Raw genomic sequence first — 21,009 nt, 5'->3', positions numbered from 1 at the left:
CCGGACTTAAAGAAGGTAATCGGGAGGGGACTTATTGGTGATGTTGAAGGTGATTAAATCGCGTTTTGCTTCTTTTGTGCCCTCATAGCGTTTTCCTGGAGATTCCGGAAATACGATTGTGCCGAATCCGGAGATTCCCGCCGACTGGAAATATGCGCCGGAAACTGCGTCCTGGTCCAGGCTGTAAATAGTGCTTCTTCCGGGAGCGTTTTCATTACGCATATTCCCGGACAAATCCCTCGTATCGGCATGGAGAACCCCGGTAAGGCAGGGGGCTTCGAGGTAGATGTTGTGTTTCGGACCGCCGCTTTCGTGGCCAAAGAGCGTGGCAAGCGTAAGCGACGCCAGAATGAAAAGGAACGGTGTAGTCTTTTTGAAGGACATATCCATTTTCACTTTACCACACTTTTGAGCCGGCCGGAAACCGGTTTAATCGGCGTGCGCGCTTTCTTACAAGGTGGCCCACGCGCTGACGGGCGCGCTGCGTATAACGCTAAAAGACGGTGGAGCCGTCTTACATGACTATATTCACCAGCTTTTTAGGCACGACTATGACCTTGCGGGGCTCTTTACCATCCATATGTCCCTGGATTTTCTCGTCCGCGAAGGCGGCCTCTTTCATGTCTTCTTCTGTTGCGTCGGGCTCGAGCGAAAGCTGCGCCCTCACCTTCCCGTTTATCTGGACGACGACGGTTATGGCGGCGCCGGCGACAAGCCCCTTGTCCCACGCCGGCCACGGCTTGTCGACGAGGGTCTCGTCGTACCCGAGCCCGGCCCAGAGCTCTTCCGTTACGTGGGGTGCGATCGGATAGAGGAGCCTTACCATCGCTTCGATGGATTCCCTGAGCGCGGAGAGGTCGCCCTCGCCTTCGGGGTCGAAACGCGACGCGTCGTTAAGGAGCTCCATCACGGCGGCGATGGCGGTGTTGAACTGAAACTTTTCGAGGTCGCCTGTGACCTTCTTTATAGTCTTGTGGACCTTTACGCGGAGGGCCCTGCCCGCCTCGGAAACGGCGGCCGGGTCGGGCGGGACTTTGACGCTTTCGATCTTGTCGAACCTTTCGTAGATGAGACGCCAGAGCCTGCCGAGGAACCTGAACGCGCCCTCGATGCCCTCGTCGCTCCAGTCGAGGTCCTTCTGTACGGGGGCGGCGAAGAGCATGAAGACCCTTACGGTATCGGCGCCGAACCTGGCTATCATGTCGTCGGGGTCGACGATGTTGCCGAGGGACTTCGACATCTTGGCCCCGTCCTTTATGACCATGCCCTGCGTGAGAAGATTCGAGAAGGGCTCGTCGAGCCTGCAGAAGCCGAGGTCGCGGAGGGCCTTCGTGAAGAACCTCGCGTAAAGGAGGTGCAGTATCGCGTGCTCGATGCCGCCTATGTATTGATCGACGGGGAGCCAGTAATCGACCTCGGCGCGGTCGAAGATGCCTTCTGAGAAATGGGGGGAGGCGTACCTCAGGAAGTACCACGACGATTCGACGAATGTATCCATCGTGTCCGTCTCGCGCCGCGCCGGGCCGCCGCACTTCGGGCACGTGGTGTTGACGAAGCTCTCGGCTTTTGCGAGGGGGGAGCCCCCCTTCCCCGAGAATTCGATGTCGAGAGGGAGCTCGACGGGAAGGTCTTTGTCCGGGACGGGGACGACGCCGCACGCCTCGCAGTAGACTATGGGTATCGGCGTGCCCCAGTATCTCTGGCGGGAAATGCCCCAGTCTCTCAGCCTGTAATTTATCTGACGCTTGCCGAAGCCCTTTTCCTCGGCGTACTCGATTATCTTTTGCTTGCCGTCCTCCGAAGGGAGGCCGGTGAACTGCCCGGAATTTATCATTACGCCCGGCTCCTCAAAGGCCTCGGTCATGTCCTCGGCCACGAGGCTCGCCCCCTCGGGCGCTATGACCGGGACGACGGGGATGCCGTACTCGGCCGCGAATTCGAAGTCCCTCTGATCGTGCGCCGGGACGGACATGATGATGCCGGTGCCGTAGGCGTAGAGGACGAAGTTGGCGATGTATATCGGAACGCGCGCGCCGTTGAACGGGTTTATCGCGTAGGAGCCTGTGAAGACGCCCTCTTTCTTCGCGCCTTCGGCTATCCTTTCGAGGCTCGTCTGCCGTATGACCCTCTTGATAAATTCCGCGGCCTTTTCTTCTTCAGGCTTGCCCTTGATCAGCGCGGCCGCGAGGGGATGTTCCGGGGCAATGGCCATGTACGTGACGCCGAAGACCGTGTCGGGGCGCGTCGTGAATATGCCGAGGCTCTTTTCGCCGCCGGCGGGCTCTTCGAGGGGGAATTCGATTTCGGCCCCGGTGCTCTTGCCTATCCAGTTCTTCTGCATGGCGAGGACACGCTCGGGCCAGCCGTCTTTGAGCTTTTCGGTAAATTCGAGGAGCTCGTCCGTATATGCCGTGGTTTTGAAGAACCAGCCTTCCATCTCCTTCTGGACGACCTCGGAGCCGCAGCGCCAGCAGTAGCCGTCCTGGACCTGCTCGTTGGCGAGGACCGTTTCGCACGAGGGGCACCAGTTGACGGTCGTCGATTTCTGGTAGGCGAGCCCCTTCTCGTACATGCGTGTGAAGACCATCTGCTCCCATTTATAGTAAGTGGGATCGCACGTGGCGATTTCGCGCGTCCAGTCGTAGCTGTAGCCGAGCTTCTTGAGCTGGGCCTTCATCTGGGCGATGTTCTCGTACGTCCACCTGGCGGGATGGACGCCCCTTTCGATGGCGGCGTTCTCCGCCGGGAGACCAAACGCATCCCAGCCTATGGGATGGAGGACATTGTAGCCCATCGTCCTCTTGAAGCGGGCGATGACGTCGCCGATGGTGTAGTTGCGGACGTGGCCCATGTGGATGCGGCCAGAGGGATAGGGGAACATTTCGAGGACGTAGTACTTGTCCTTCCCCCTTTCGGCGCGGACTTCGTAGAGCCGTTTTTCGTCCCAGGCGTCCTGGCGTTTTTTCTCTATTTCGTGTGGTTTGTAGCTTTCTCTCATCACCCGCTCGCTGTCCGGAAGTTCCTATTAGGATAGAATTATTTACCATAATCACAAGCCGAGGACAAAGTTCGCCTTCACGCGTCGCGTATGGATTTTTCCTGTTAAACCGTGTTTTATATAATACAGATGAGCAGGGAGCGCGAAATAAAAGAGATAGCCGGGGACTTGAGGCGGTACTACGAATTCCAGAAAGAGATGGGGGTGAAGAGGGTATTCAGGGAAATGAGGGAGGAGACCGCCGGAGACAGAACGGAAAGGCAGTACCCCGGACCGGAGGAAGCCGTGACGAAAAAAAGAACCGTTGCCAGAGAAGACAGGGGAGCAGCACCTAACGAAGAGATAATAAGCGTGCCGGAGCAGATGGGGATGTTCGATTCGTCCACGAAGATAATGCCGCTCGGGGAGATAAAGAAGGAGCTTATGGAGCGGATGTCGTCGAGGCTTTTCGAGGGGAGCCGGCAGATCGTTTTCGGCGAGGGGAATCCGAAGGCGCGGCTCGTATTCGTCGGCGAGGCCCCGGGGAGGGACGAGGACATACAGGGGAGGCCGTTCGTCGGGAGGGCCGGGCAGCTACTGAACAAGATTATAGAGGCTATGGGGCTTAAGAGGGAGGATGTTTATATTTCGAATATCGTGAAGTCGAGGCCGCCCGACAACAGGACCCCTACCCCGGAGGAGATGGCGGAGTGGGAGCCGTTCCTGTTCCAGGAGCTGAGGTCGATAAACCCAGAGGTGGTGGTATGCCTCGGAAGCACGGCGGCGCAGTCGATTCTCAAAACGAAGGCGAGCCTCGGGAGCCTGCGCGGAAAATTTCACCGTTACGGAAAGTTCAAAGTCATGGTAACTTATCATCCGGCGGCGCTTCTCAGAAACCCGAACTTCAAGAAGCCCCTTTGGGAAGACATGCAGCAGGTCATGAAGGAGCTTGGAATTTCCAGACCGGGCGATTAGCTCAGCGGATAGAGCGCAGGCCTCCGAAGCCTGAGGTCGGGGGTTCGAATCCCCCATCGCCCGCCATAATTTATATTATTGATTAAAAGTAGTTAAGCCGATTACACTATCTTCGGCGGAGGGACTGTCTTCAACCCCTGTGACCGGTTTTGTGACCGGTATTGCTGATTTAGCACGTTTTTCGAGCTTCTTTACAGCCGCCCTCTTAGCCTCTTCCTGAGTGTGGCTATATCTCTTAAGCATCGAAATATCTTTATGTCCTGATAAGGCCATAACCGTGGCGAAGTCCTCTTTTTCACCCACTATAAGATTGGAGATAAAAGTGTGCCTCAGGTCGTGAAAGCGACACTTCTCAATTCCGGAGTTTCTCAGGGCTGTAGTCCACGTCCTCTTCCAGGAGGTAAGGGAAGTGTAGGGCTTGCCGTCTGGTGTAGTAAAAACGTACTCGCATGTGGCTTTGTTTTTTAACTCCCTTAATATCGACAGCAAAGGCTCCCCTATAGGAATAGACCTCGGCTCCCCATTCTTGGTTTCTGCTACATACAGGGAGCCGTCCTCAAGATCGACATCTTCCCACTTTAGCCGCGCTATCTCCGAACGCCGCATCCCTGTCATGTAGGCACAGAGTAGAATAGGCCTGAAGCCCTCGGAGGCAGCGCTGTAAAGCTTCTGAAACTCTCCCTCTTTTAATGCCCTCACTTTGGTTGGAGGTACCTTTAAAAGCTTTACCCCCTGTATCGGGTTTCTCCCTATTTTAACGCTCAATGTCCCGGCAAGAGCAAGATTAAACATTCTACGAAGCGCCCCGAGTTCTTTGTTAATCGTCTCCGGCTTCCGGCCCTGTTTCTTTCTTTCTGATTTAAACTTCTCTACACCCCATAGGGTAAAGCTGTAGATGTTCTTCCCTCCGCCGAAATACGCGAGCAGATTCTTGCAACACGTGTAATCCCTTTCGGGTGATTTATGATTTTCGTCTACCCACTTAAGATATGCCTCTACAAGCTTCTCAAACTTCACGGGCTTCTCAGTTGTTGCGAGCTTAAATTTCCCCGTGGCAATCTCCGCCTTTCTTATCGCGAGCGCCCTTTCGGCATCCCTGAACGTTATAGAAGCAGGGTCTTTTCCCTCGACGGTTACAACCTCTCGAATCCTTTTATTCTGGTAATAAAAATCGATGTACCAATGACTCCCCCTCTTATAAACTCCCATGTCGATTGCCTCCTTTCGATGCCCTTTAGTTGATGTTTATTTCTGCCCCGCCTTTGCCCGTGCCTGCCTTTTTCGAATCACCTCTAACGGGTCTATCTCCCGAAAAGTCTTCCCGATGTAGGTAGTGTAAATCTTCTCACCGAGCCTGAACCCCGCATACCAATAAAGGCCGCGCCTATAATAGGAGACACTAGGCCCCGCAATCTCGTTTATGTAGCGGCGTAGCTCCTGAAGCTCGCCGGGATTGAGCTTCTCTATGTCTTTCTTAATTTTCTGCAACATAGTTTTACATGTTAGCATTGCTTCCCTCTAGGTGTCAAGATAAAATGCAACACGACTTCAAAATAGTGAGGTGTATTCATGTATGACGATTACGACATCCCGAACGGTGTCTCGGGACTCTCAGACCGGGAGAGGGAAGAGCATATGTTCATTGAGAGCCAGCTTACTGATGAAGAGCTTATGGCTGTCGCGCTGTCCTGCCGGAGAGTAGAGGACGTGATACCGGCACAGTGGTACTTCGCTTGCGGGAAGCAGGGAGGGAACCCGCATACTCTGAGCTTGTTACGGGAGGCGACGGAAGACAGACTCCGAATCTCGGAGGTGAGGTTGGGCGTGCCCCTGTTCGAGTTCTGTCAGTAAACGGATAGGCCGATGCGTCAAAACCCGTCAAAACCTTATTCCGTACCTCTCTCCCTCGTTAAGTAGTTCATCAACAGATTAACGCCTCAGACATTTCAACCGGTTGAAATAGTAGGCTCTCGATTATAAAATTCAAGCATGAGCTTCAGAGAAGGTTTTAAAGCCTTGATAGAAGAGTTGATACTCCCGGAAGTAAGGACGCTCAAGTCACAGGTTCGCGAGATTCGCACTGAGATAGACGCTACTAGGTGTTCTGTCGTAGGCGATATACGTTCTCTTAGAGATGATGTTATAGCCTCCCATCTTTCCCAAAACGAGAAGATGGATTTAACACTCGAATTAATTCAAGAATTGTCTGAGAAGGTCAAGACGCTTACCAACTCTCTCCGGGATTAACCCGCTCGCACCTTTATTATTTCGTCCCAGTTCGTTGTATATCGTGGCGATAAGGAGGCTCGCTTCATCTCCCACGCCCTCTCACAACCCGAAGCCGCCGTCTTCAACGTCTCGCCTCCCCACTTGGCGTTTATATCATCCATCACCGACATCAACTTCTCGTTCTTCGTATGGTCGAATTTCATAAACAGGTTAAGCTGGACCGTGGTTGCCGGTACAACGTCCATGAGGGCTACTCCCGCCTTCTTATAGCCGTATCCATCTCTGTATATCCTCTTGAGGAGGTGAAGGGCATATCTGATTAACATCGGAGTGTATGCCGTGGGTTCAGGGAGGCTACAGGTAATCGTGTTGCTATATTGGGGTATGTCTTTAAATCGGTTCGTCTCAACCCACACGGAGATGTAGCCGCATATGGATCCCTGAGCCCTGAGCTTTTCCGCCGCTCGCGTCGTGTAGGTTGCGATTGCCTCGGAAACCTCTTTATAGGTATATACGTCCTTCCCGAAGGAGCGAGAGCTCACTATTTCCTTCTTATCCGAAACTACCTCCTCAATGTCGAGACACGACACTCCCCGTAGTTCCCACGCCGTCCTTAACCTCTGGACCGTCATATGCTTTCGTATGAAGCCGTCAGGGGCGTTTCTGAGGTCAAGGGCAGTGTTGATACCGTACCTCTTTAGGAGCTTCGTATACTGCCAGCCGATGCCCCAAACGTCGCCTATATCGACACTCGCGAGGAAGTCCTCGATACGAGAATGATTCGTTAAGTTAAGAACCCCCTGACACATTTTGTTTTTCTTCGCGAGCTTGTTCGCTATTTTGGCCAGAGTCTTGGTTGTTCCTATGCCGACGCATGTGGGTATCCCGGTCCACCTTAAAACCGTCTCTCTTATCCTTCTTCCGTAATCGGTTAAATCAACGTTCGTGAAGCCTGAGAGGGATAGGAAGGATTCATCTATGGAGTAGTTCTCAATCTCGGGACTAAACTGCGTGAGGACCCCCTTAACCCTCCGGGACATATCGGCGTAAAGAGTATAGTTACTCGAAAAAATATGAACCTTGTTTATTCGTACTACGTCCGCGCACTCATGTATTGGGGTCCCCATAGGTATAAGCAGTTTCGCTTCATCTGAGAGTGCTACAGCACAGCCGTCATTATTCGAGAGGACTACTACAGGCTTCCCGTTCAGGCTCGGGTTGAATACGCGCTCACATGAGACGTAGAAGTTGTTGCAGTCAACGAGCGCGAATATTTTGGAGGTCTTAGGCATGGTTATTTCTTCATTCCGTACAGGATGCTTTTTACATCATCGGGGAGCTCTCGCGACAGCCTGTGAACGTTCCACGTCACGACAGCCCATATCGCAAAATCTGTCTCAGGGTGTATTTCGATAGGGGGATATTTGGGGTTCTCGGATATGAGGAAGCTCCGCTTTAATCTCGGGTCAGTGTAGAGCCTCTTCACCGTGAAATGCCCGTTATACCATGCCGTGATGACCCTGCCGTTAGCGTTGTTAACGAGAGCCTTATCCACTACCAAAATATCCCCGTCGAAAATCCCGGCCCCAATCATGGAGTCTCCCTCGGCTCTCGCGTATAGGGTAGCCTCGGGGTGCTCTGTTACGTATCGGTTCAGGTCGAGCCCTTCCTCTGCGTAATCGTCGGCAGGCGAAGGGAACCCCGTTCCGCAAGGGGCGCGGACCGAGACAAGAGGTATTTCAAACTCGGATGCTGACTTCAGGATTCCAATTTCGGTTACTCGCATACACACCCCTCCCGTACAATATGTGATTCTTTTTTCTCCCAACCCCTAGGAGGTATTTAGAAGGGTAAAAGAAACGAGCCCCGGCCTCAATATGCGATTATTGATTTATGCCGGGCTCACTCTTTTTTCAGAATGCACTCCGGCACATCGTTACGGGGTGAATTGACGATAGTCGAGACCTCGTAAAGTTCCATTTCTTCCGAGGGGTACGGTTTCAGGAGGGGGATTAACTTCTCAGGGTCATTTAGCTCAGGGTCGAGCCAGAGGCTCTCATCCTTCTCATGTAGTATGACGGGCATACGGTTGTGTATAGGTTCGATAAGCTCATTATTCTCAGTCGTGATGATGGTGAACGTCTCAAGGGGCTCGGGTCCCTTATCCCATTTCTCCCACAGTCCGGCGAAGGCGAAGGGTTTCCCTGACTTAAGCCTAATGAGATAGGGGACCTTCGTCTTAGGCTCTACCTTCTTCCACTCGTAAAACCCGTTCGCAATAACAAGACATCTTCTCTTTCTGAATGGGGTTCTAAAGCTCGGCTTGTCCTCTATGCCCTCAGCCCTCGCGTTAATCATTTTGTACCCTATGGCGGGGTCCTTCGCCCAATGAGGGACCAGTCCCCATTTCATCATCCTGAGTACGCGCTTGTCATCCTCTATTATTACGACGGGGTGAAGCTGAGTAGGGGCGATATTGTATCGCGGCTCCAGTAAAACACCGACAGGGTCCTCGAATCCGAAGCGGCTCTGCAAATCGTCTTTATCTGTAGTTTTCACGAACCGCCCGCACATGATTGATAGCATAAGGGAAGTTCAGTTGGGGGGCAATGATTGATATGCGCCTGTTACTCCGAGGCGAGTCGAATTACCTTGAAAGCTCCCGCACGCACTAAACGCCTCTACGTCCTTTTCTGAACTTCACCCTCCTTTTCAACTGGTTGAAATACTCTTGCATGTCCCCCCATGAAAGGCTGGGCACTCTCTTTCCCGCGCCTCGTCGTCTTCATAGCGGCAATTGCAAACAACGGGCTCGATGCTTACCTCTATCTCTTCACCCGCCCACTCTACTCTCCTAAGCCTCTTCTCCAGAGCCTTCACTTTAGCCTTCGAACTCATGTTCCTTCTCCTCTAGTCTCTTCTCTATCTCCGCTAGTCTTTCCTCTACTTCCCCCGCCTCTATCGAATCCAAGAGTATCTTGCACAGAAACCCGATGTCACGGCACTCGCTGGAATTCGCCTCCCCCCTCCGGCGCTCGTTAATGAGCTTCGCTAAGAGCTCTCGAACGTCCCCCGCCGTCCTCAGCCTGATATGTTTTTTTCCTGCCAATTCAAAAAACCTCCGTCAAGAATCTGATAATAATTACAGCACTCATCCCTTAAAAAAATGGTCATAAAAAGAGGGGCACCCCTGTCTGAGAGCACCCCTCGGAGACAAGGGGCTAGATGTCAAAAGTCTCGACGTGCCCGCCTCTCATGACAACAGTTAATCGCTCCGCATTAGAGTCGAGGTCTCTAATCTCTTTGATTGTCCCGTCAGTGAGCCACTGCGCTAAAAGGGCAACCTGTTTGGCGTGATTCAGTTTCCTGAAAAACCTGAACCAGCCCTGATTACCCACATGAGGGCACCCGGTCCCTATCGTCAGGTTTTTAATTCTGACCTGCTCTTTGTCCGAGACCTCTGTGTTATGTAACGCCAACTTCATATCTGAACGCATACTACGTCCACCTCCGAAAAATGTATTTTTAATTAAACTCGTCTTTACATCTGTCATACTGAGGCACCCTCCAGCTCCGCTATTCTCTCCGCCCTCACCTCGGGAAACGTGAGCGCATTCTCTTTCCGCGCCCTGAATTGCCGGATGCCCTTCATGTGAGCATCCCAGTACCCCCGAAGCGTAGCCTTAAACCCTTCGACGGAACCGCCCTCTGCGAAGCACTCGTTTAGGGCATTTTCTATCTCGTTAATCCGGGCGTATAGAGCGCGGTCATGGATGTAGAGCCAGTCGTACAGACCGCTCGGGTACTTTTCCTCTAAGCTGTTCATGACCTCGTTTAATATGCGCTCCTTTTCGAGCCATAGCTTATCCATTCAACACCTCCGGGTAGCCGCAATCCTCGCCTCCTTCAACCGTGTTCATCACACTGGCAGACTGGCCCCTCTTATAGGGGTGCCATTCTGCCGGTCTCGATTTATAGAGCCTTTCCGTCCGGTCTCCGGGAGATGATTCCCATAGTTCGCCGTCCCCTTTGTCTAATAGGAGGCGTAAACGCTTTTGGCCTATCACGCCCGCGAAATATTCAGTGAGGGCTGTTCGATTAACCCTGGTCCCCTCGGCCTCCATATCCGCGATAGCCTTGGCGATGAGCTCGCAGTCCCTGTCCTCGGGATTCGGCGCGTTCGACTGCGTAAATGAAATTCTGTCGCCCTCGAAATTCACGTCGAAGGTCATATCTTCGGCTAGCGGCCCGAATGAGTTTTTAGTCTGTCGAAGTAGCAGAGTTACAGGGTTCTTCCCGTCTCCGGTTCTTGTGAGTCGGAACCCGCTCCGGCTCTGAGTCAACTTGTGAACGCCTCCGTAAAAAGAATCACCGCCAGAATCTATACCGTTTTGCGTCTTCTTTTCATGGTCAATCGTCAGGCTGGAAACGCCTAATCCCCTCATGGCCGCGAAGTAAGCCGCCGCAACTGCCGGGTCGAAAGAATCCAGACCGGCTGATTGCCATGCATCGACTATGATGAACCCAATATTATTACGGGCTATCAGTTTTTTAATGTCCGGCAGGGCCGCCATTATAGGCACTTTCGGATTACTGTAAAAAAGATTCTCCGGGATGCCGGGAAGGTTTAACCCATGAGAGATTTTCTCCCCTCGCTCGGCGTGAACCCCTGACGAAAGCTCGTAATCGACGTAGAGGACGTTTACGGGTTCCTCAGGGTAACTGTGGCCCATGAATGAGCCACCGCCTCTGCATACCTCGATGGCCAGTAGGGCCGCTAGAAACGATTTTCCGAGACCTTCCCGTGCGTATAAGTAGCTTGGGAATCCCTCGGGCACAAGACCATCGATTAACCATTTAACCGGCTCCGAGCTACATAGAGCGAGAGGGACGCATCGCAACCCGCCGCCTCCTTCAGCCTCGGCCCCTGCTTCCCTCTGAGCTTGAAGCTCGATAACTCTTTCGCTCCACCTCTTAACGCCCTCGGTGTCGTTATCCCGTGCCGCTTCATAGAGTCTGTACCCGGCCTCTTCGAGTCTTCGATTGCGAGAGGCCTCTCTAATCACCCTGACAGGATAATCAATCCCCCCGGCTGGTAGGGCTATATTTACGACGCTTGTCAGATACAAGCTCCATGCACCGCCGTCCGCCCGTTCTACGTGCGCAAGCTCGTTACATACGCTCAATACGCTTACCTCTTCGCCTCGGCCATGAAGGGCCGCCATAGCTCCATAAATGCGCCCGTGGTCGTTTATGGAGAAATCCTCGACAGACAAGCCAACATTTTCAAAGCTCGCTTCGCCTTCGAGTATCATGTTCAACAACGAGAGCTCGGCCTGCTTTACTGTCTCGGAGTCTATGCGGGGAGTAATATTCGAGGTATGATTATTTCTACACTCTTTTTTTAATGCTTTCCCCGCCCCTTCCTGCACGAAGGGGCTTTTTATTTGTGTCTCCACTACTTCACCTCCCTGGCTCCCTCGACTTCGCCTGACCTGAACCATGCATCAAATTTAGCCACGTCAACATATAGGCGCTTCCCGCCCTTCCTCCGAATGATTCCGGGGAATTCTCTATTCGCCGCCCACTTCCGAATCATCGGCAAAGTGATGTCGTACATCTTGGCCAACGTCTCCAGCTTGACCGTCTTTTGTTCCACTTTGGTTTCCTCCCTTAGATTTAATTTGTTCATATGTGAAAAGATAAAAGGCTATTGGAAGATGTCAACTATCATATCGCACGCAACCCCCTGCTACACTTGACTAACTGTATCATACAATGTTCACATTGTAGCGCGCGGAATGGTCATGGTTGAGTAATTTAAGGGAGTTACGAGAAAGACTGCAACACGGTATATTCGCAGTGAATTAGATGTTCTTTTTAAACAATTATTGTGAGTGTAGCTGGAAGGGGAAGATTGTCCTTTATAAAATCCCCGTAGAAGTCTATCCCACTGTTCCGGATAAAGAACGGGGGGAACCTGTAAGACGCTTTCACAATCTCGCAAGGAGCCTGTGACTGGTTCTGTGACTACTCTGTGCCTATATTACCCTGTTTGCCATTATAAGACTCTAGTATCATTTTTCAAAAAATACACAAGAATCCCTAGGCCTTATAGTTGGATTCTGGTTGACTCGATTGGAACCTAAAGCCCCCACTTAACGCCCTCCGAAGCCTGAGGTCGGGGGTTCGAATCCCCCATCGCCCGCCATTGTTTTTATCATTGATTACAAGTAGTTAAATCGATTACACTATTTGGAGCAGAGGGGTCAATTTCGGCCTTTAAGTATATACAAATAGTCTCAAATCATACAGGAAGAGGACATGCTGAATTCGAATCCTTAGTTTCATATTATTTCTCGCCTGTCAATTTTCAAATAATCACAGAATAGACCTAAAGTTGCTTTCAATTCTGTTGGCAAATTAGAAGGTAAAATAATATCCCTTCTATATGCATAATGTTCAAAGTGTATAGCTTGATCAAAGAGCTTATTAACTATTTCAGGCTTTGCAAAATACTCTGCAAGTATTTCAACGCTATGGTTAGAAAACTGTTTATTGACTTCCTCTTTAAACATCTCTTTAGAAAAAAGATCTCCATGGCCAGAATTAACTAACAACTTTGTAGCTATATCTACAATTTCCTGTGTCCTTTGTAGTCCTGACTCACCATACCTAAAACCCTCGTTTAGAATTTTCTTTAAAGTAGTCGTATCATAATGGGCAATAAAACTTAAACGATAATCCGTATTTATCAGAAAATAAGCAATATGTATATAAAGAAGGCGGATAGATGCCTCAGGTTTTTTGTTTGAGACCAAATACTCCTCAAGTAATATGGAAATATCCTTTAAAAGCCGATTGCAAGAATTAAAAGAAAGCTGACTGACTAGTATTGACTTGCGAGATTTAAAGAATCTTGCCCAAGTGATACGACTATTTATGACAGGAGGTACATTAAGGCCAGAAAATAGTTCATCCTCCGTAATTCTAATATTTGATTTCAAAAAATCATCAATAGCTCTTTTAAGGAAATTGCCTTGTAACACTGTAACGCCATTAGCAATGCCAAATTCTCTAGTCTCGTCCCTATTATCAGAAGTTACTACAATAGCATAATTTAAGTCTAAAACTTCTTTTAAACCTATTGTCCACAACATACGTTCCATGGCTTTTGGGGTCGCTCTTCTTTTAATATCTACACACGACCTTTCTCGTGTTATTGAGGAGGATTTTTTATACAACCAAAGATCTATATCGGTAACGTCAAAACCTTTATAAATAAATGGGATGCCACGAACGACAAAGTATCCTTGCGAAATAAAATAATTCCTTACAGCTTCTTCAGCTGCTTGACCCTTTTGTGTTGTTCGTTGAATTTCCACTATTTTATTCCACCCATTCTCAAACTATCAACAAGTTCTGCTATCGCTTCTTTCATTGGCTTCGGCTGACTTCTACGTAATACTGATCTATTGCTTTCAGGACCAGTGTAATGCATAGCAGAAATAGAAGGTAGCAATAATGACTCTGTACTTGCTTCACCTTCTGTAATGACTTTTAAAGCAAGTTGACCAACATCTTTTTTTAGAAGTCTCATTTTAAACAAATTTTTCTCTACCTTTTTCACTTCCACCACACCCCTAATCTCAAGAACCTTATAATCATGTCCTATAGCGGTTGCAGGGCCTATCCAACGTCCATCAATTAATGCTCTAATTAACTCTTCAATCATTCTAATTCGTCCACGGTTACCCGGACTATTATGGATTCCGAAGGTTAAGGACGTTACAAAAGCTTTTGCTAAATCAAAAGCATCATCAGCTGCAGTATTAGTGAATTTGCAAAAGGCGCCTGGCCTTGTCACAAAAGAAAAAGTTCCTCTTTCGTTACCAATTGTATTTTTATCAATCAGCCCAATTGAACAAAGTTTTGAGTAAAGCTCTTTACCTAAAATGCTTTGTGCACGAGATTCAGCAATACATCCATGTCTAGCAATTTCCTCAGAGTATTCCTCGAACTTAGAAACATCTCCTGAACTCAAAGAACTTAACACAGCTTGAACTTTTCTTATATCTTCACCCCGGAAGAGGTTACCATTAAATAGGATTTTCTTGTCACTGATTTCCTCGGAATCTATAAATCCTATTTGCTCATAATTAGCTACGATTTCTTTGGTTCGTTTTATTCCAACACCAAATTCATCGGACAAATATTCTATAGCGTCTCCGGTCTCAATTGGTATTTCTGAAACTTTTTCAGCTAAAACTATAGATGCTTCTTCTAATTTTGAAGGAGAGGATTGTTCAAAAATATTTGCTATGTGTTCTAAGGTCTGTGCAGTTGTTAAACCTAAGATCGATATTCCTGATTCAGATTGGTCTATAAGTCTTTGATTCTCTAATTCGCTGAGTATAGCTCGAAGTTCTAATTTGGGCGATATACCATTTGCACTTGCAAGAGTTGATAATCTAGGATTATCGATATCAATCTCTTCAGATTGAGCCAAAACATTTAACAAAGTGCCGCATTTCCCAGCAAATGTTATTTGATCATAATCCTCTGTAGACAAAGCAACGCCTTTTAGTTTTTGGTTATGGTGTATTATCCATGCACCAATTGTTTTTTTATCCATAGCACAAAGAAAAATTATAAGCTAGATTATAAAATATATATATTTTATATGCTTATCTCACAATTGTCATTTAAATCATGATTTGAGGGGGCTGCGAGGGGACAATAAAGTCGGAGGGTTCGAATCCCCCATCGCCCGCCATACATTCTCGTTAAGAATCGCCAAATCCGTCATATTCCAGAGGCCGATTTCTATGGTCCGCAGTACCCCCTCCTTTTCATCCAATTACTCTATGAAGTTTTTATGTATGCCTGTTCGGACCCGGGAACAGAGTAAGTATTACACACCAGGCCTGCTAAAAAGGGATGTGGATGCGGGGAGAATGTTTTATACTTTTTATCAGGGTGAGAACAATGAGGAGAAAAAAAGCTTTTCTCACGTACGTAGGCAATAGAAAGTGGAGAAAGGTTAGAAGCTCAAAAACTCCCGAGGGAAGAGATTATCTGAGGTATACCGGGAACAGGACATGGAAAAGAGTCAGCTCCGTCCATGACGGTAAGCCGGGGGTGAAACCGGATTTTTAAAACGGCCTTTCGCCGGGATAGCCGGGAAGCGCTGCTTCCATGATTCCAGCTTAAACCTCGCTTGACAATGGGGGAGAGGTGCAGGTTCGAATCCCTCACCGTCCTCCACGTTTATTCATTTTTTAAAGTCGGTTAGACCTATCGGGCTTCTCGGGGGCACGCTACATGCCGGGCCCGTTGCCCTAATAAGCCACGGAGCATTCCGTAATTTATCGGCATGTGGTACCAAAGCTCACTTTTAGCCGCATAATTAATAGCCGGCCGCACCGGCCGGCAGGGAGACGGGAGGGAATGAGCAAGCTCGCTATTATAGTCCTGGCGCTGGCGGCAGCGCTGCTTTGCTGCACGCGGATGGCAGCCGCGGCCCCCCCGGCCGGCTCTCAGAATCAATCTTCCCAGGAGGGAACGGCCGAGCCATTCCTGCTCGGGCTGCCGGAGCAGGAAGGCCCCCTCGTGGTGGAAGCCCACTTCGATTTTTACGACATCAACGAGATAAACGACGGGGCGGAAACGTTCGAGTTCACGGGCGTGCTGACGCTAAAGTGGAAGGATCCGCGCATGGCTTTCGATCCGGCCGTCGAGGGAGTGGACGAGAAAATCTTCCAGGGCGCTTACCAGTTCAACGAGCTTGCGACCGGATGGTATCCGCAGGTGGTCCTCGTAAACGAAGCGGGGATGTTCGATATGGACAGCGTAATTCTGCGCGTGGAGCCCGACGGAACGTCGATACTCGTCCAGACCCTGGACGCCGTCGCGGAGATGGAATTCAATATGAGCCGGTATCCATTCGACAAGCATCGGCTGAGGGCTGTCTTTACGGTGCTCGGTTACGACAGGGACGAGGTACAGATGCAGGTGCCGGCGGGCGGGACCGGGCCCTCGGCCGGAGAAACCCGGGTGCCCCAATGGACCGTCACCGGGCTCAGCGAATCCGTCCAGGAGCGCCCCGCAGCCTACGCGGGCAGCCTGGGGGTTTCGTCGACGTTCGTCGTGAGCGTGGACGTCCAGCGCGTGCCCTTCTTCGTAATGAGACTGGTCGTCTTCCCGCTCGTAGTCATCGTCTTTCTGTCTTTTACCGTGTTCTGGATGGACCGCTCGTCGCTGGGCGACAGGATTAACGTTTCGTTCATAGGTATTCTGACCGGCGTCGCCTATATTCTCGTGACGAGCGACCAGCTACCTCACATCTCGTACGTCACGCTGATGCACGGGTTTCTGAACGTGAGCTTCATGACCATGTGCGCGACCGTCGTGGTCAACCTCGTGGTGGGCGGGTTCGACAAGCAGGGAAAGTACGAGCTCGGAGACCGCATCGACCGCGCTTGCCGATGGATATTTCCGCTGGGATATTTCGCGCTGCTTTTCATCATATTCGGCGTAGCGATGATCTTCTACTAGCGTACGGCACCCGGGTGCTGCATTGCTCGCCACACTTATAGCTCGTAACGGCTTCCGGTAAACCTTGGCAGATATGAGCTCAGAACGGGGCCTTGTCGGCTTTGTGGAATTTGTCCGTGACGTCGCCGGTGAGGTAGATGTTGTCGGGATCGAGGAGCATTACCGGCGCGCCGGGGTTAAAATCCAGCCCCGAGAGCTCCACCCATATCAAGTTGGGCGCGGTCGTAAGCTCGAAGAAGTAGCGGAGGTTCGTGAGGTCGACGGCCGTCCGGTACTCGGTGTTGTAAAGCGTGCCCGGCGCGTTGTTCGGAGCTCCGAAGGGAACAGAGGCGTTGCGGGCGATGGAGAGTATGCTCGCTATGGCCTCGCGCTCGGTTTTGGGCTCGGGGAGCTTCTGGAGGAAATAAGACGCGCGGATGAAGCGCTGCACAGGATCGACGTTGCCGGGAAGCGGCGTCTGCCGCGTCGAGTTGGCAAAGTCGTAGCGGGCGAGGTTCTCGAGCTGCTCGTCGTAAGCGGGATCGTTCGTCAACAGCCGATATTCACGGCCGTGATGCACCACCGGCTTCCCCCCGATGTATTCGACGATGGCCGAATCGCCGGTCGCGTCCTCGATGGCGAGGTGGACCGTCGATTTCACGCCGCGCGCCGTAACCATGATGGGCTGGATATCCTTCATCAGCTCGACCGCCTCGGCCACAGTCGCGGCGTTATCGAGGAAGTACTGGCCCCAGAGACCCGCATGCACGCCCGGTTTGGTGATATCGCGGGGACCGTAATCCGTCGCTGTCAGGTAGAGCATGTGGATCGCGAGCCCTTTCTCGTTGACGCCGTCCGCCGTGCCGATTCCGTAAACCGTCGTGACGAGGCTCCCGTATCCGGACGTCCAGCGTGCGGGGTTCTGGGAGACGACGCTTTCCGGCCCGACCAGGCCGCCGTCGCGCTCCATCCCCCGGGGGAAAACCGTCAGCACGGGCTCCGTCGATTCCGGCCAATCCATCGTACGGCCTACGACGACCGCGAGTTTATTGTTGTTCCAAAGGATGCGCGTGCACATGGACGCCCACAATTATACATCTATAAGCCGACGGGCACTAATCAATACCGACGGCCTGCAGTCTTGTCCCGCAATCAAGGCTTCGGACGGCGGAAAGACTTCCGAGATTCGGGGCCGAGGGTTTAAGGTTCGCAGCGCGCAACTCCCTCCGCCTCCTTCACTTTTTTATTAATTGAACGATTAATACAAATGCGTGCATCCAAACGGGCTGTTCGTGTGTCTAATTCAGCAGGAGATAAGAGTGAAAACATTGATCGCGTTAGTAGTGATAATGCTCGCCGCAGCGTCGTTCTCGTTCGCTCAAAGCAGTGAGGGGCCGGACTCCATGCTTTTGGCAAGGGCCGATACGGAAACCCGGACGGTCCGGAATATTATCACGAAGAAAAAAGGGCCGGGCGATGCTTTCAAGAACGAATTCGCCCACGGAGTGAATACAGGGCGGACTTACGAATCGGATACATTGAATGTAGAAGACCTCCCGCTCGTCATGTCCAGCGCGGATAAGAAGACGGTGAGCATAGTATTGCCGCCGTTCCTCTATTTCAAGACGAAGTTTTAGCGAATAAGCCCATTTTCGGCGCGGGCCCGGGGCTCGCCCTACGCGCCGCAGCCATGATTGCATCCCGGGGTCGGGGCCGCCCGGAAACTTCCCCCGGCTCTCTTTTAAATAATCACCCCCCCCTTTGTTTTTAATTCCCGACTGTTTTAGAATATCCGGAGCCCGGCCCGCATAACTGGAGCGTCATGGAGGCGGAGGGGCAATATGTAAGTGCAAGCGAGGCCCCGTATGATCTTATCGGCTGAAGGCAGCGGCAAAATTAAAATCGAGCATCTCATTAAAAGGGCGCGGCCGTTCTCGGAGCCGTTCCGTATTACGAAGGGCAAGGGCTTCAGGCTGAAGGACATAGACCCGGGCGATACTCTTCATTTACAGTCGGAGGACAAGCCGCGGGCGAAAGAGGTGCTCGCCATGGGGGTGGAGCTACTGGCCGAGCTCCAGGAAATGCTCTACGCCCAGGACCGCTGGTCGGTGCTTATAATCCTCCAGGCCATGGACGCGGCGGGGAAGGACGGCACGATCAAGCATATAATGTCGGGCGTGAACCCTCAGGGCTGCCAGGTGCATTCGTTCAAGGCGCCCTCGGCGGAAGAGCTCGACCACGATTATCTCTGGCGGTCGATGAGATGTCTGCCGAACCGCGGCAACATGGGCATATTCAACCGTTCGTATTACGAGGAGACGCTGGTCGTGCGTGTGCACCAGGAGTTTCTGGCAAAGCAGAAGCTCCCGCAAAAGCTGGTCACAAAGAATATCTGGAAAGAACGCTTCGAAGACATACGCAACTTCGAGAGCTACCTGACGCGGAACGGGATAGTCGTGAGAAAGTTCTTCCTGCACGTGTCGAAGGAAGAGCAGGAAAAGCGTTTCATCGAGCGAATAGAAAACCCCGAAAAGAACTGGAAGTTTTCCGCGAGCGATATAAAGGAGCGCGCATACTGGGACGATTACATGGAAGCATACGAGGACATGATCCGGAACACCGCTACGAAAGAGGCCCCGTGGTACGTCGTCCCCGCGGACAACAAATGGTTCACGCGTCTCGTCGTCGCTGCGGCCATTATAGACGCCCTGGACTCTTTGGACCTCCATTATCCGAAAGTGGACAAGCAAAAGCTCGACGAGCTGGAAGAAGCCAGAAAGACGCTTTTGAACGAGAAGGAAAACGGGAAGAAATCAAAGAATAAAACCTGACAGAGAGAGGCTAGCTATGTCCGACAATGCCGGGAATAAGGCTCAGGAAATGAAATCCATAGTCCAGGATCACAAGATCTTCTGGACGACGATGCCCATAGATATGCCCGTCGGAGAAGAGGGCCTCGTAAGGGTTGGAATGACAGTAGCCCTCGTGGGAACCGAGGCAGAGGGGCGTCCTCCGAAGGGCGAATCGGCAAAGGCGGCCGCGTTCGATTGCCTGAACCGGCTGGCCAAATGGCTTACCTCGGAGCCTCCGGAAGGAGTACGGTTCGACATCAGGAGGCACTATAATGTCGTCTTCTTCCTTCCCGGCGACCTGAGAACAAACAGAAACAATTACGTAATCAGTATCAGAATCCTTCACAGCGATCAATTCGACGCGCCGATAGGCAAGGCCCAGATAGATACATTTCAGAACCTGCAAGACAAGCTCAAGGACATAGGCTCGCCAAAGGAGCATTGGAAAGAGCACCATACAACGCTCTGAGGGTTTATCATCAGGCCGATACGCCGTCCGCCGGCTTGACAAGCGTCTCACCGGTAATGTATATACAAACGTTCATGCCGGCAGGGGAGCCGGATTACATTTCCCGCCGCGAATACAGCCAGATAAGCAAATAATCCCACAAAGGAGGTTGTGTATATGTCTACGATAGGCAAAGTACAAATCACAATAGTGTTCATTTGCCCGCCGGAGCTCGCTGCAGAGGGAGAGAGGATATTCGCAAGCCACGCGAAATGGATGGAGGAAACGCATCACAAGACGGGCGAGCTCGCCATGCTGCGCTATAACGTGATAAAAGGGCCCGAGCTCGAGAATCCGTTTGATCCGGCCTCGAAGCCGACGGGCAATACGATGTTCGTCCTCGACGAGCTTTACGAGAATCAGGCCGGGCTCGACGATCACTGGAAGAGGGCTCCCGTGGAGTGGAGCGACATAGGCGCGTTCGTCGAGTGGGGAGGCAAGTGTAAGGTAGTCACCGCGCACAATGGAGTAGCCATACAGGGACTCTGGTAATAATCGAAGCACTTCTTAAGTTCCGGCCCTCCCGGCGAACCCGGGGGCCGGGACAATTTCATCCCGGCGTCGGCGACCTCAGAGTAAAGCGCTCCGGTGCCCCGGATTTTAGTCTACTACGATGCGTCCGGCCCCTGACCCGGGGCCCGGGCGCAGCAGCGATAGTTGTAGCTGCCATTAATTTCGATAGACCGCTCCGAACATACCGGACTTGACAACGGCGGTCTAAAACCTAGATTTATACTCTGCCATGCGGCGGAAAGCACATCTTATAGCATGCTCCGTCCTGTTCCTCGCACTGTCGTTGAATCTGGCGCTTTACACCTCGCAGAAGTATGCGCCGCCCAAGGCAGAGTCCCTCTCTTATTCCGTTATGGACTGCCCCTCGCACCGGGGCCCGGATAATTTATCCGCCATCATCGGTTTTATTACCGGAAACA

At 51.5% G+C, this 21,009-nt stretch carries 25 protein-coding genes and 1 tRNA gene; 10 read left to right on the top strand and 16 right to left on the bottom strand.

From position 1 onward, the window contains the following. Positions 1 to 6: 6 nt before the first annotated feature. Together PKC29_06280 and leuS are read right to left on the bottom strand one after the other, a co-directional pair. Entirely contained in the window at positions 7 to 384 is a 378-nt protein-coding gene (locus PKC29_06280) for a hypothetical protein (GenBank protein ID HML95018.1), read from the bottom strand. A 130-nt stretch (positions 385 to 514) separates the two neighbouring features. Then, a complete protein-coding gene (gene leuS, locus PKC29_06275; GenBank protein ID HML95017.1) occupies positions 515 to 2,998 on the bottom strand; it encodes a leucine--tRNA ligase in 2,484 nt (827 codons plus the stop codon). Between the two features lie 111 nt (positions 2,999 to 3,109). Between leuS and PKC29_06270 the strand changes: the two genes are divergently transcribed. Beyond that, on the top strand, positions 3,110 to 3,952 hold the full coding sequence (locus PKC29_06270) for a uracil-DNA glycosylase (protein HML95016.1): 843 nt from the start codon (positions 3,110 to 3,112) through the stop codon (positions 3,950 to 3,952). Next, a tRNA-Arg gene (locus tag PKC29_06265) sits at positions 3,943 to 4,018 on the top strand. Before PKC29_06270 ends, PKC29_06265 begins: the two co-directional genes overlap by 10 nt. A 9-nt stretch (positions 4,019 to 4,027) precedes the next feature. On the opposite strand, the gene PKC29_06260 is transcribed toward PKC29_06265, so the two are convergent. Together PKC29_06260 and PKC29_06255 are read right to left on the bottom strand one after the other, a co-directional pair. Continuing rightward, positions 4,028 to 5,161 (bottom strand): tyrosine-type recombinase/integrase, encoded by a 1,134-nt coding sequence (locus tag PKC29_06260; GenBank protein HML95015.1) that lies wholly within the window; start codon positions 5,159 to 5,161, stop codon positions 4,028 to 4,030. Between the two features lie 36 nt (positions 5,162 to 5,197). Beyond that, a complete protein-coding gene (locus PKC29_06255; GenBank protein HML95014.1) occupies positions 5,198 to 5,443 on the bottom strand; it encodes a hypothetical protein in 246 nt (81 codons plus the stop codon). A gap of 78 nt (positions 5,444 to 5,521) precedes the next feature. Here PKC29_06255 and PKC29_06250 point away from each other — a divergent pair, with 78 nt between their 5' ends. Together PKC29_06250 and PKC29_06245 are read left to right on the top strand one after the other, a co-directional pair. Then, complete coding sequence (locus tag PKC29_06250) at positions 5,522 to 5,803, top strand: hypothetical protein (protein ID HML95013.1); 282 nt, start codon at positions 5,522 to 5,524, stop codon at positions 5,801 to 5,803. A gap of 138 nt (positions 5,804 to 5,941) precedes the next feature. Further along, complete coding sequence (locus PKC29_06245; protein ID HML95012.1) at positions 5,942 to 6,199, top strand: hypothetical protein; 258 nt, start codon at positions 5,942 to 5,944, stop codon at positions 6,197 to 6,199. On the opposite strand, the gene PKC29_06240 is transcribed toward PKC29_06245, so the two are convergent. The 11 genes from PKC29_06240 to PKC29_06190 all read right to left on the bottom strand — a co-directional run bounded on the left by PKC29_06240 (position 6,196) and on the right by PKC29_06190 (position 14,816). Continuing rightward, complete coding sequence (locus tag PKC29_06240; protein ID HML95011.1) at positions 6,196 to 7,473, bottom strand: Y-family DNA polymerase; 1,278 nt, start codon at positions 7,471 to 7,473, stop codon at positions 6,196 to 6,198. The two genes, PKC29_06245 and PKC29_06240, sit on opposite strands and share 4 nt — an antisense overlap. A gap of 2 nt (positions 7,474 to 7,475) precedes the next feature. After that, entirely contained in the window at positions 7,476 to 7,967 is a 492-nt protein-coding gene (gene umuD, locus PKC29_06235; protein ID HML95010.1) for a translesion error-prone DNA polymerase V autoproteolytic subunit, read from the bottom strand. A gap of 116 nt (positions 7,968 to 8,083) precedes the next feature. Beyond that, entirely contained in the window at positions 8,084 to 8,755 is a 672-nt protein-coding gene (locus PKC29_06230) for an SOS response-associated peptidase (protein ID HML95009.1), read from the bottom strand. A 138-nt stretch (positions 8,756 to 8,893) separates the two neighbouring features. Continuing rightward, on the bottom strand, positions 8,894 to 9,079 hold the full coding sequence (locus PKC29_06225) for a hypothetical protein (GenBank protein HML95008.1): 186 nt from the start codon (positions 9,077 to 9,079) through the stop codon (positions 8,894 to 8,896). Beyond that, the gene (locus tag PKC29_06220) at positions 9,063 to 9,290 is read right to left on the bottom strand and encodes a hypothetical protein (GenBank protein ID HML95007.1); all 228 of its coding nucleotides are present in this window, start codon (positions 9,288 to 9,290) and stop codon (positions 9,063 to 9,065) included. Before PKC29_06220 ends, PKC29_06225 begins: the two co-directional genes overlap by 17 nt. Before the next feature lie 112 nt (positions 9,291 to 9,402). Further along, complete coding sequence (locus PKC29_06215) at positions 9,403 to 9,735, bottom strand: hypothetical protein (protein ID HML95006.1); 333 nt, start codon at positions 9,733 to 9,735, stop codon at positions 9,403 to 9,405. Further along, the gene (locus PKC29_06210; protein ID HML95005.1) at positions 9,732 to 10,052 is read right to left on the bottom strand and encodes a hypothetical protein; all 321 of its coding nucleotides are present in this window, start codon (positions 10,050 to 10,052) and stop codon (positions 9,732 to 9,734) included. The genes PKC29_06215 and PKC29_06210 overlap by 4 nt, the downstream gene beginning before the upstream one ends. Next, positions 10,045 to 11,640, bottom strand: coding sequence for an AAA family ATPase (locus PKC29_06205; protein ID HML95004.1), 1,596 nt, complete (start codon positions 11,638 to 11,640; stop codon positions 10,045 to 10,047). The genes PKC29_06210 and PKC29_06205 overlap by 8 nt, the downstream gene beginning before the upstream one ends. Then, positions 11,640 to 11,840: a hypothetical protein gene (locus PKC29_06200; GenBank protein ID HML95003.1), complete on the bottom strand. Its 201-nt coding sequence runs from the start codon at positions 11,838 to 11,840 to the stop codon at positions 11,640 to 11,642. Before PKC29_06200 ends, PKC29_06205 begins: the two co-directional genes overlap by 1 nt. A gap of 688 nt (positions 11,841 to 12,528) precedes the next feature. Continuing rightward, positions 12,529 to 13,566 (bottom strand): hypothetical protein, encoded by a 1,038-nt coding sequence (locus tag PKC29_06195; GenBank protein HML95002.1) that lies wholly within the window; start codon positions 13,564 to 13,566, stop codon positions 12,529 to 12,531. Beyond that, positions 13,566 to 14,816: a hypothetical protein gene (locus PKC29_06190; GenBank protein ID HML95001.1), complete on the bottom strand. Its 1,251-nt coding sequence runs from the start codon at positions 14,814 to 14,816 to the stop codon at positions 13,566 to 13,568. The genes PKC29_06195 and PKC29_06190 overlap by 1 nt, the downstream gene beginning before the upstream one ends. Before the next feature lie 353 nt (positions 14,817 to 15,169). Between PKC29_06190 and PKC29_06185 the strand changes: the two genes are divergently transcribed. Further along, entirely contained in the window at positions 15,170 to 15,340 is a 171-nt protein-coding gene (locus tag PKC29_06185) for a hypothetical protein (protein HML95000.1), read from the top strand. A gap of 291 nt (positions 15,341 to 15,631) precedes the next feature. After that, the gene (locus PKC29_06180; protein HML94999.1) at positions 15,632 to 16,738 is read left to right on the top strand and encodes a hypothetical protein; all 1,107 of its coding nucleotides are present in this window, start codon (positions 15,632 to 15,634) and stop codon (positions 16,736 to 16,738) included. Positions 16,739 to 16,817: 79 nt separating this feature from the next. On the opposite strand, the gene PKC29_06175 is transcribed toward PKC29_06180, so the two are convergent. Further along, complete coding sequence (locus tag PKC29_06175; protein ID HML94998.1) at positions 16,818 to 17,795, bottom strand: linear amide C-N hydrolase; 978 nt, start codon at positions 17,793 to 17,795, stop codon at positions 16,818 to 16,820. A 241-nt stretch (positions 17,796 to 18,036) separates the two neighbouring features. On the opposite strand from PKC29_06175, the gene PKC29_06170 reads away from it, so the two are divergent. The 4 genes from PKC29_06170 (at position 18,037) to PKC29_06155 (ending at position 20,569) form a co-directional block, all read left to right on the top strand. Then, positions 18,037 to 18,354 carry a hypothetical protein gene (locus PKC29_06170; GenBank protein HML94997.1) on the top strand — a complete coding sequence of 106 codons (318 nt, stop codon included), beginning with the start codon at positions 18,037 to 18,039 and terminating at the stop codon, positions 18,352 to 18,354. Between the two features lie 228 nt (positions 18,355 to 18,582). Further along, positions 18,583 to 19,548, top strand: a complete 966-nt coding sequence (locus PKC29_06165; protein ID HML94996.1) for a polyphosphate kinase 2 family protein — start codon at positions 18,583 to 18,585, stop codon at positions 19,546 to 19,548. 49 nt (positions 19,549 to 19,597) lie between these two features. Next, complete coding sequence (locus PKC29_06160) at positions 19,598 to 20,038, top strand: hypothetical protein (protein HML94995.1); 441 nt, start codon at positions 19,598 to 19,600, stop codon at positions 20,036 to 20,038. A 156-nt stretch (positions 20,039 to 20,194) separates the two neighbouring features. Next, positions 20,195 to 20,569: a hypothetical protein gene (locus tag PKC29_06155; protein ID HML94994.1), complete on the top strand. Its 375-nt coding sequence runs from the start codon at positions 20,195 to 20,197 to the stop codon at positions 20,567 to 20,569. The last annotated feature ends 440 nt before the right edge of the window (positions 20,570 to 21,009 follow it).

It is taken from the genome of Thermodesulfobacteriota bacterium (assembly GCA_035325995.1).
Classification (GTDB): Bacteria; Desulfobacterota_D; UBA1144; order Nemesobacterales; family UBA2774; genus JADLGH01.
This window is presented reverse-complemented; position numbering and strand designations above follow the sequence as displayed.

What these genes read in the sequence shown, in the direction of transcription:
- PKC29_06280 (HML95018.1), bottom strand. Translation starts at nt 384, where the DNA reads ATGTCCTTCAAAAAGACTACACCGTTCCTTTTCATTCTGGCGTCGCTT.
- leuS (HML95017.1), bottom strand. Translation starts at nt 2,998, where the DNA reads ATGAGAGAAAGCTACAAACCACACGAAATAGAGAAAAAACGCCAGGAC.
- PKC29_06260 (HML95015.1), bottom strand. Translation starts at nt 5,161, where the DNA reads ATGGGAGTTTATAAGAGGGGGAGTCATTGGTACATCGATTTTTATTAC.
- PKC29_06255 (HML95014.1), bottom strand. Translation starts at nt 5,443, where the DNA reads ATGTTGCAGAAAATTAAGAAAGACATAGAGAAGCTCAATCCCGGCGAG.
- PKC29_06250 (HML95013.1), top strand. Translation starts at nt 5,522, where the DNA reads ATGTATGACGATTACGACATCCCGAACGGTGTCTCGGGACTCTCAGAC.
- PKC29_06245 (HML95012.1), top strand. Translation starts at nt 5,942, where the DNA reads ATGAGCTTCAGAGAAGGTTTTAAAGCCTTGATAGAAGAGTTGATACTC.
- PKC29_06240 (HML95011.1), bottom strand. Translation starts at nt 7,473, where the DNA reads ATGCCTAAGACCTCCAAAATATTCGCGCTCGTTGACTGCAACAACTTC.
- umuD (HML95010.1), bottom strand. Translation starts at nt 7,967, where the DNA reads ATGCGAGTAACCGAAATTGGAATCCTGAAGTCAGCATCCGAGTTTGAA.
- PKC29_06230 (HML95009.1), bottom strand. Translation starts at nt 8,755, where the DNA reads ATGTGCGGGCGGTTCGTGAAAACTACAGATAAAGACGATTTGCAGAGC.
- PKC29_06225 (HML95008.1), bottom strand. Translation starts at nt 9,079, where the DNA reads ATGAGTTCGAAGGCTAAAGTGAAGGCTCTGGAGAAGAGGCTTAGGAGA.
- PKC29_06215 (HML95006.1), bottom strand. Translation starts at nt 9,735, where the DNA reads ATGACAGATGTAAAGACGAGTTTAATTAAAAATACATTTTTCGGAGGT.
- PKC29_06210 (HML95005.1), bottom strand. Translation starts at nt 10,052, where the DNA reads ATGGATAAGCTATGGCTCGAAAAGGAGCGCATATTAAACGAGGTCATG.
- PKC29_06190 (HML95001.1), bottom strand. Translation starts at nt 14,816, where the DNA reads ATGGATAAAAAAACAATTGGTGCATGGATAATACACCATAACCAAAAA.
- PKC29_06185 (HML95000.1), top strand. Translation starts at nt 15,170, where the DNA reads ATGAGGAGAAAAAAAGCTTTTCTCACGTACGTAGGCAATAGAAAGTGG.
- PKC29_06180 (HML94999.1), top strand. Translation starts at nt 15,632, where the DNA reads ATGAGCAAGCTCGCTATTATAGTCCTGGCGCTGGCGGCAGCGCTGCTT.
- PKC29_06175 (HML94998.1), bottom strand. Translation starts at nt 17,795, where the DNA reads ATGTGCACGCGCATCCTTTGGAACAACAATAAACTCGCGGTCGTCGTA.
- PKC29_06165 (HML94996.1), top strand. Translation starts at nt 18,583, where the DNA reads ATGATCTTATCGGCTGAAGGCAGCGGCAAAATTAAAATCGAGCATCTC.
- PKC29_06160 (HML94995.1), top strand. Translation starts at nt 19,598, where the DNA reads ATGAAATCCATAGTCCAGGATCACAAGATCTTCTGGACGACGATGCCC.
- PKC29_06155 (HML94994.1), top strand. Translation starts at nt 20,195, where the DNA reads ATGTCTACGATAGGCAAAGTACAAATCACAATAGTGTTCATTTGCCCG.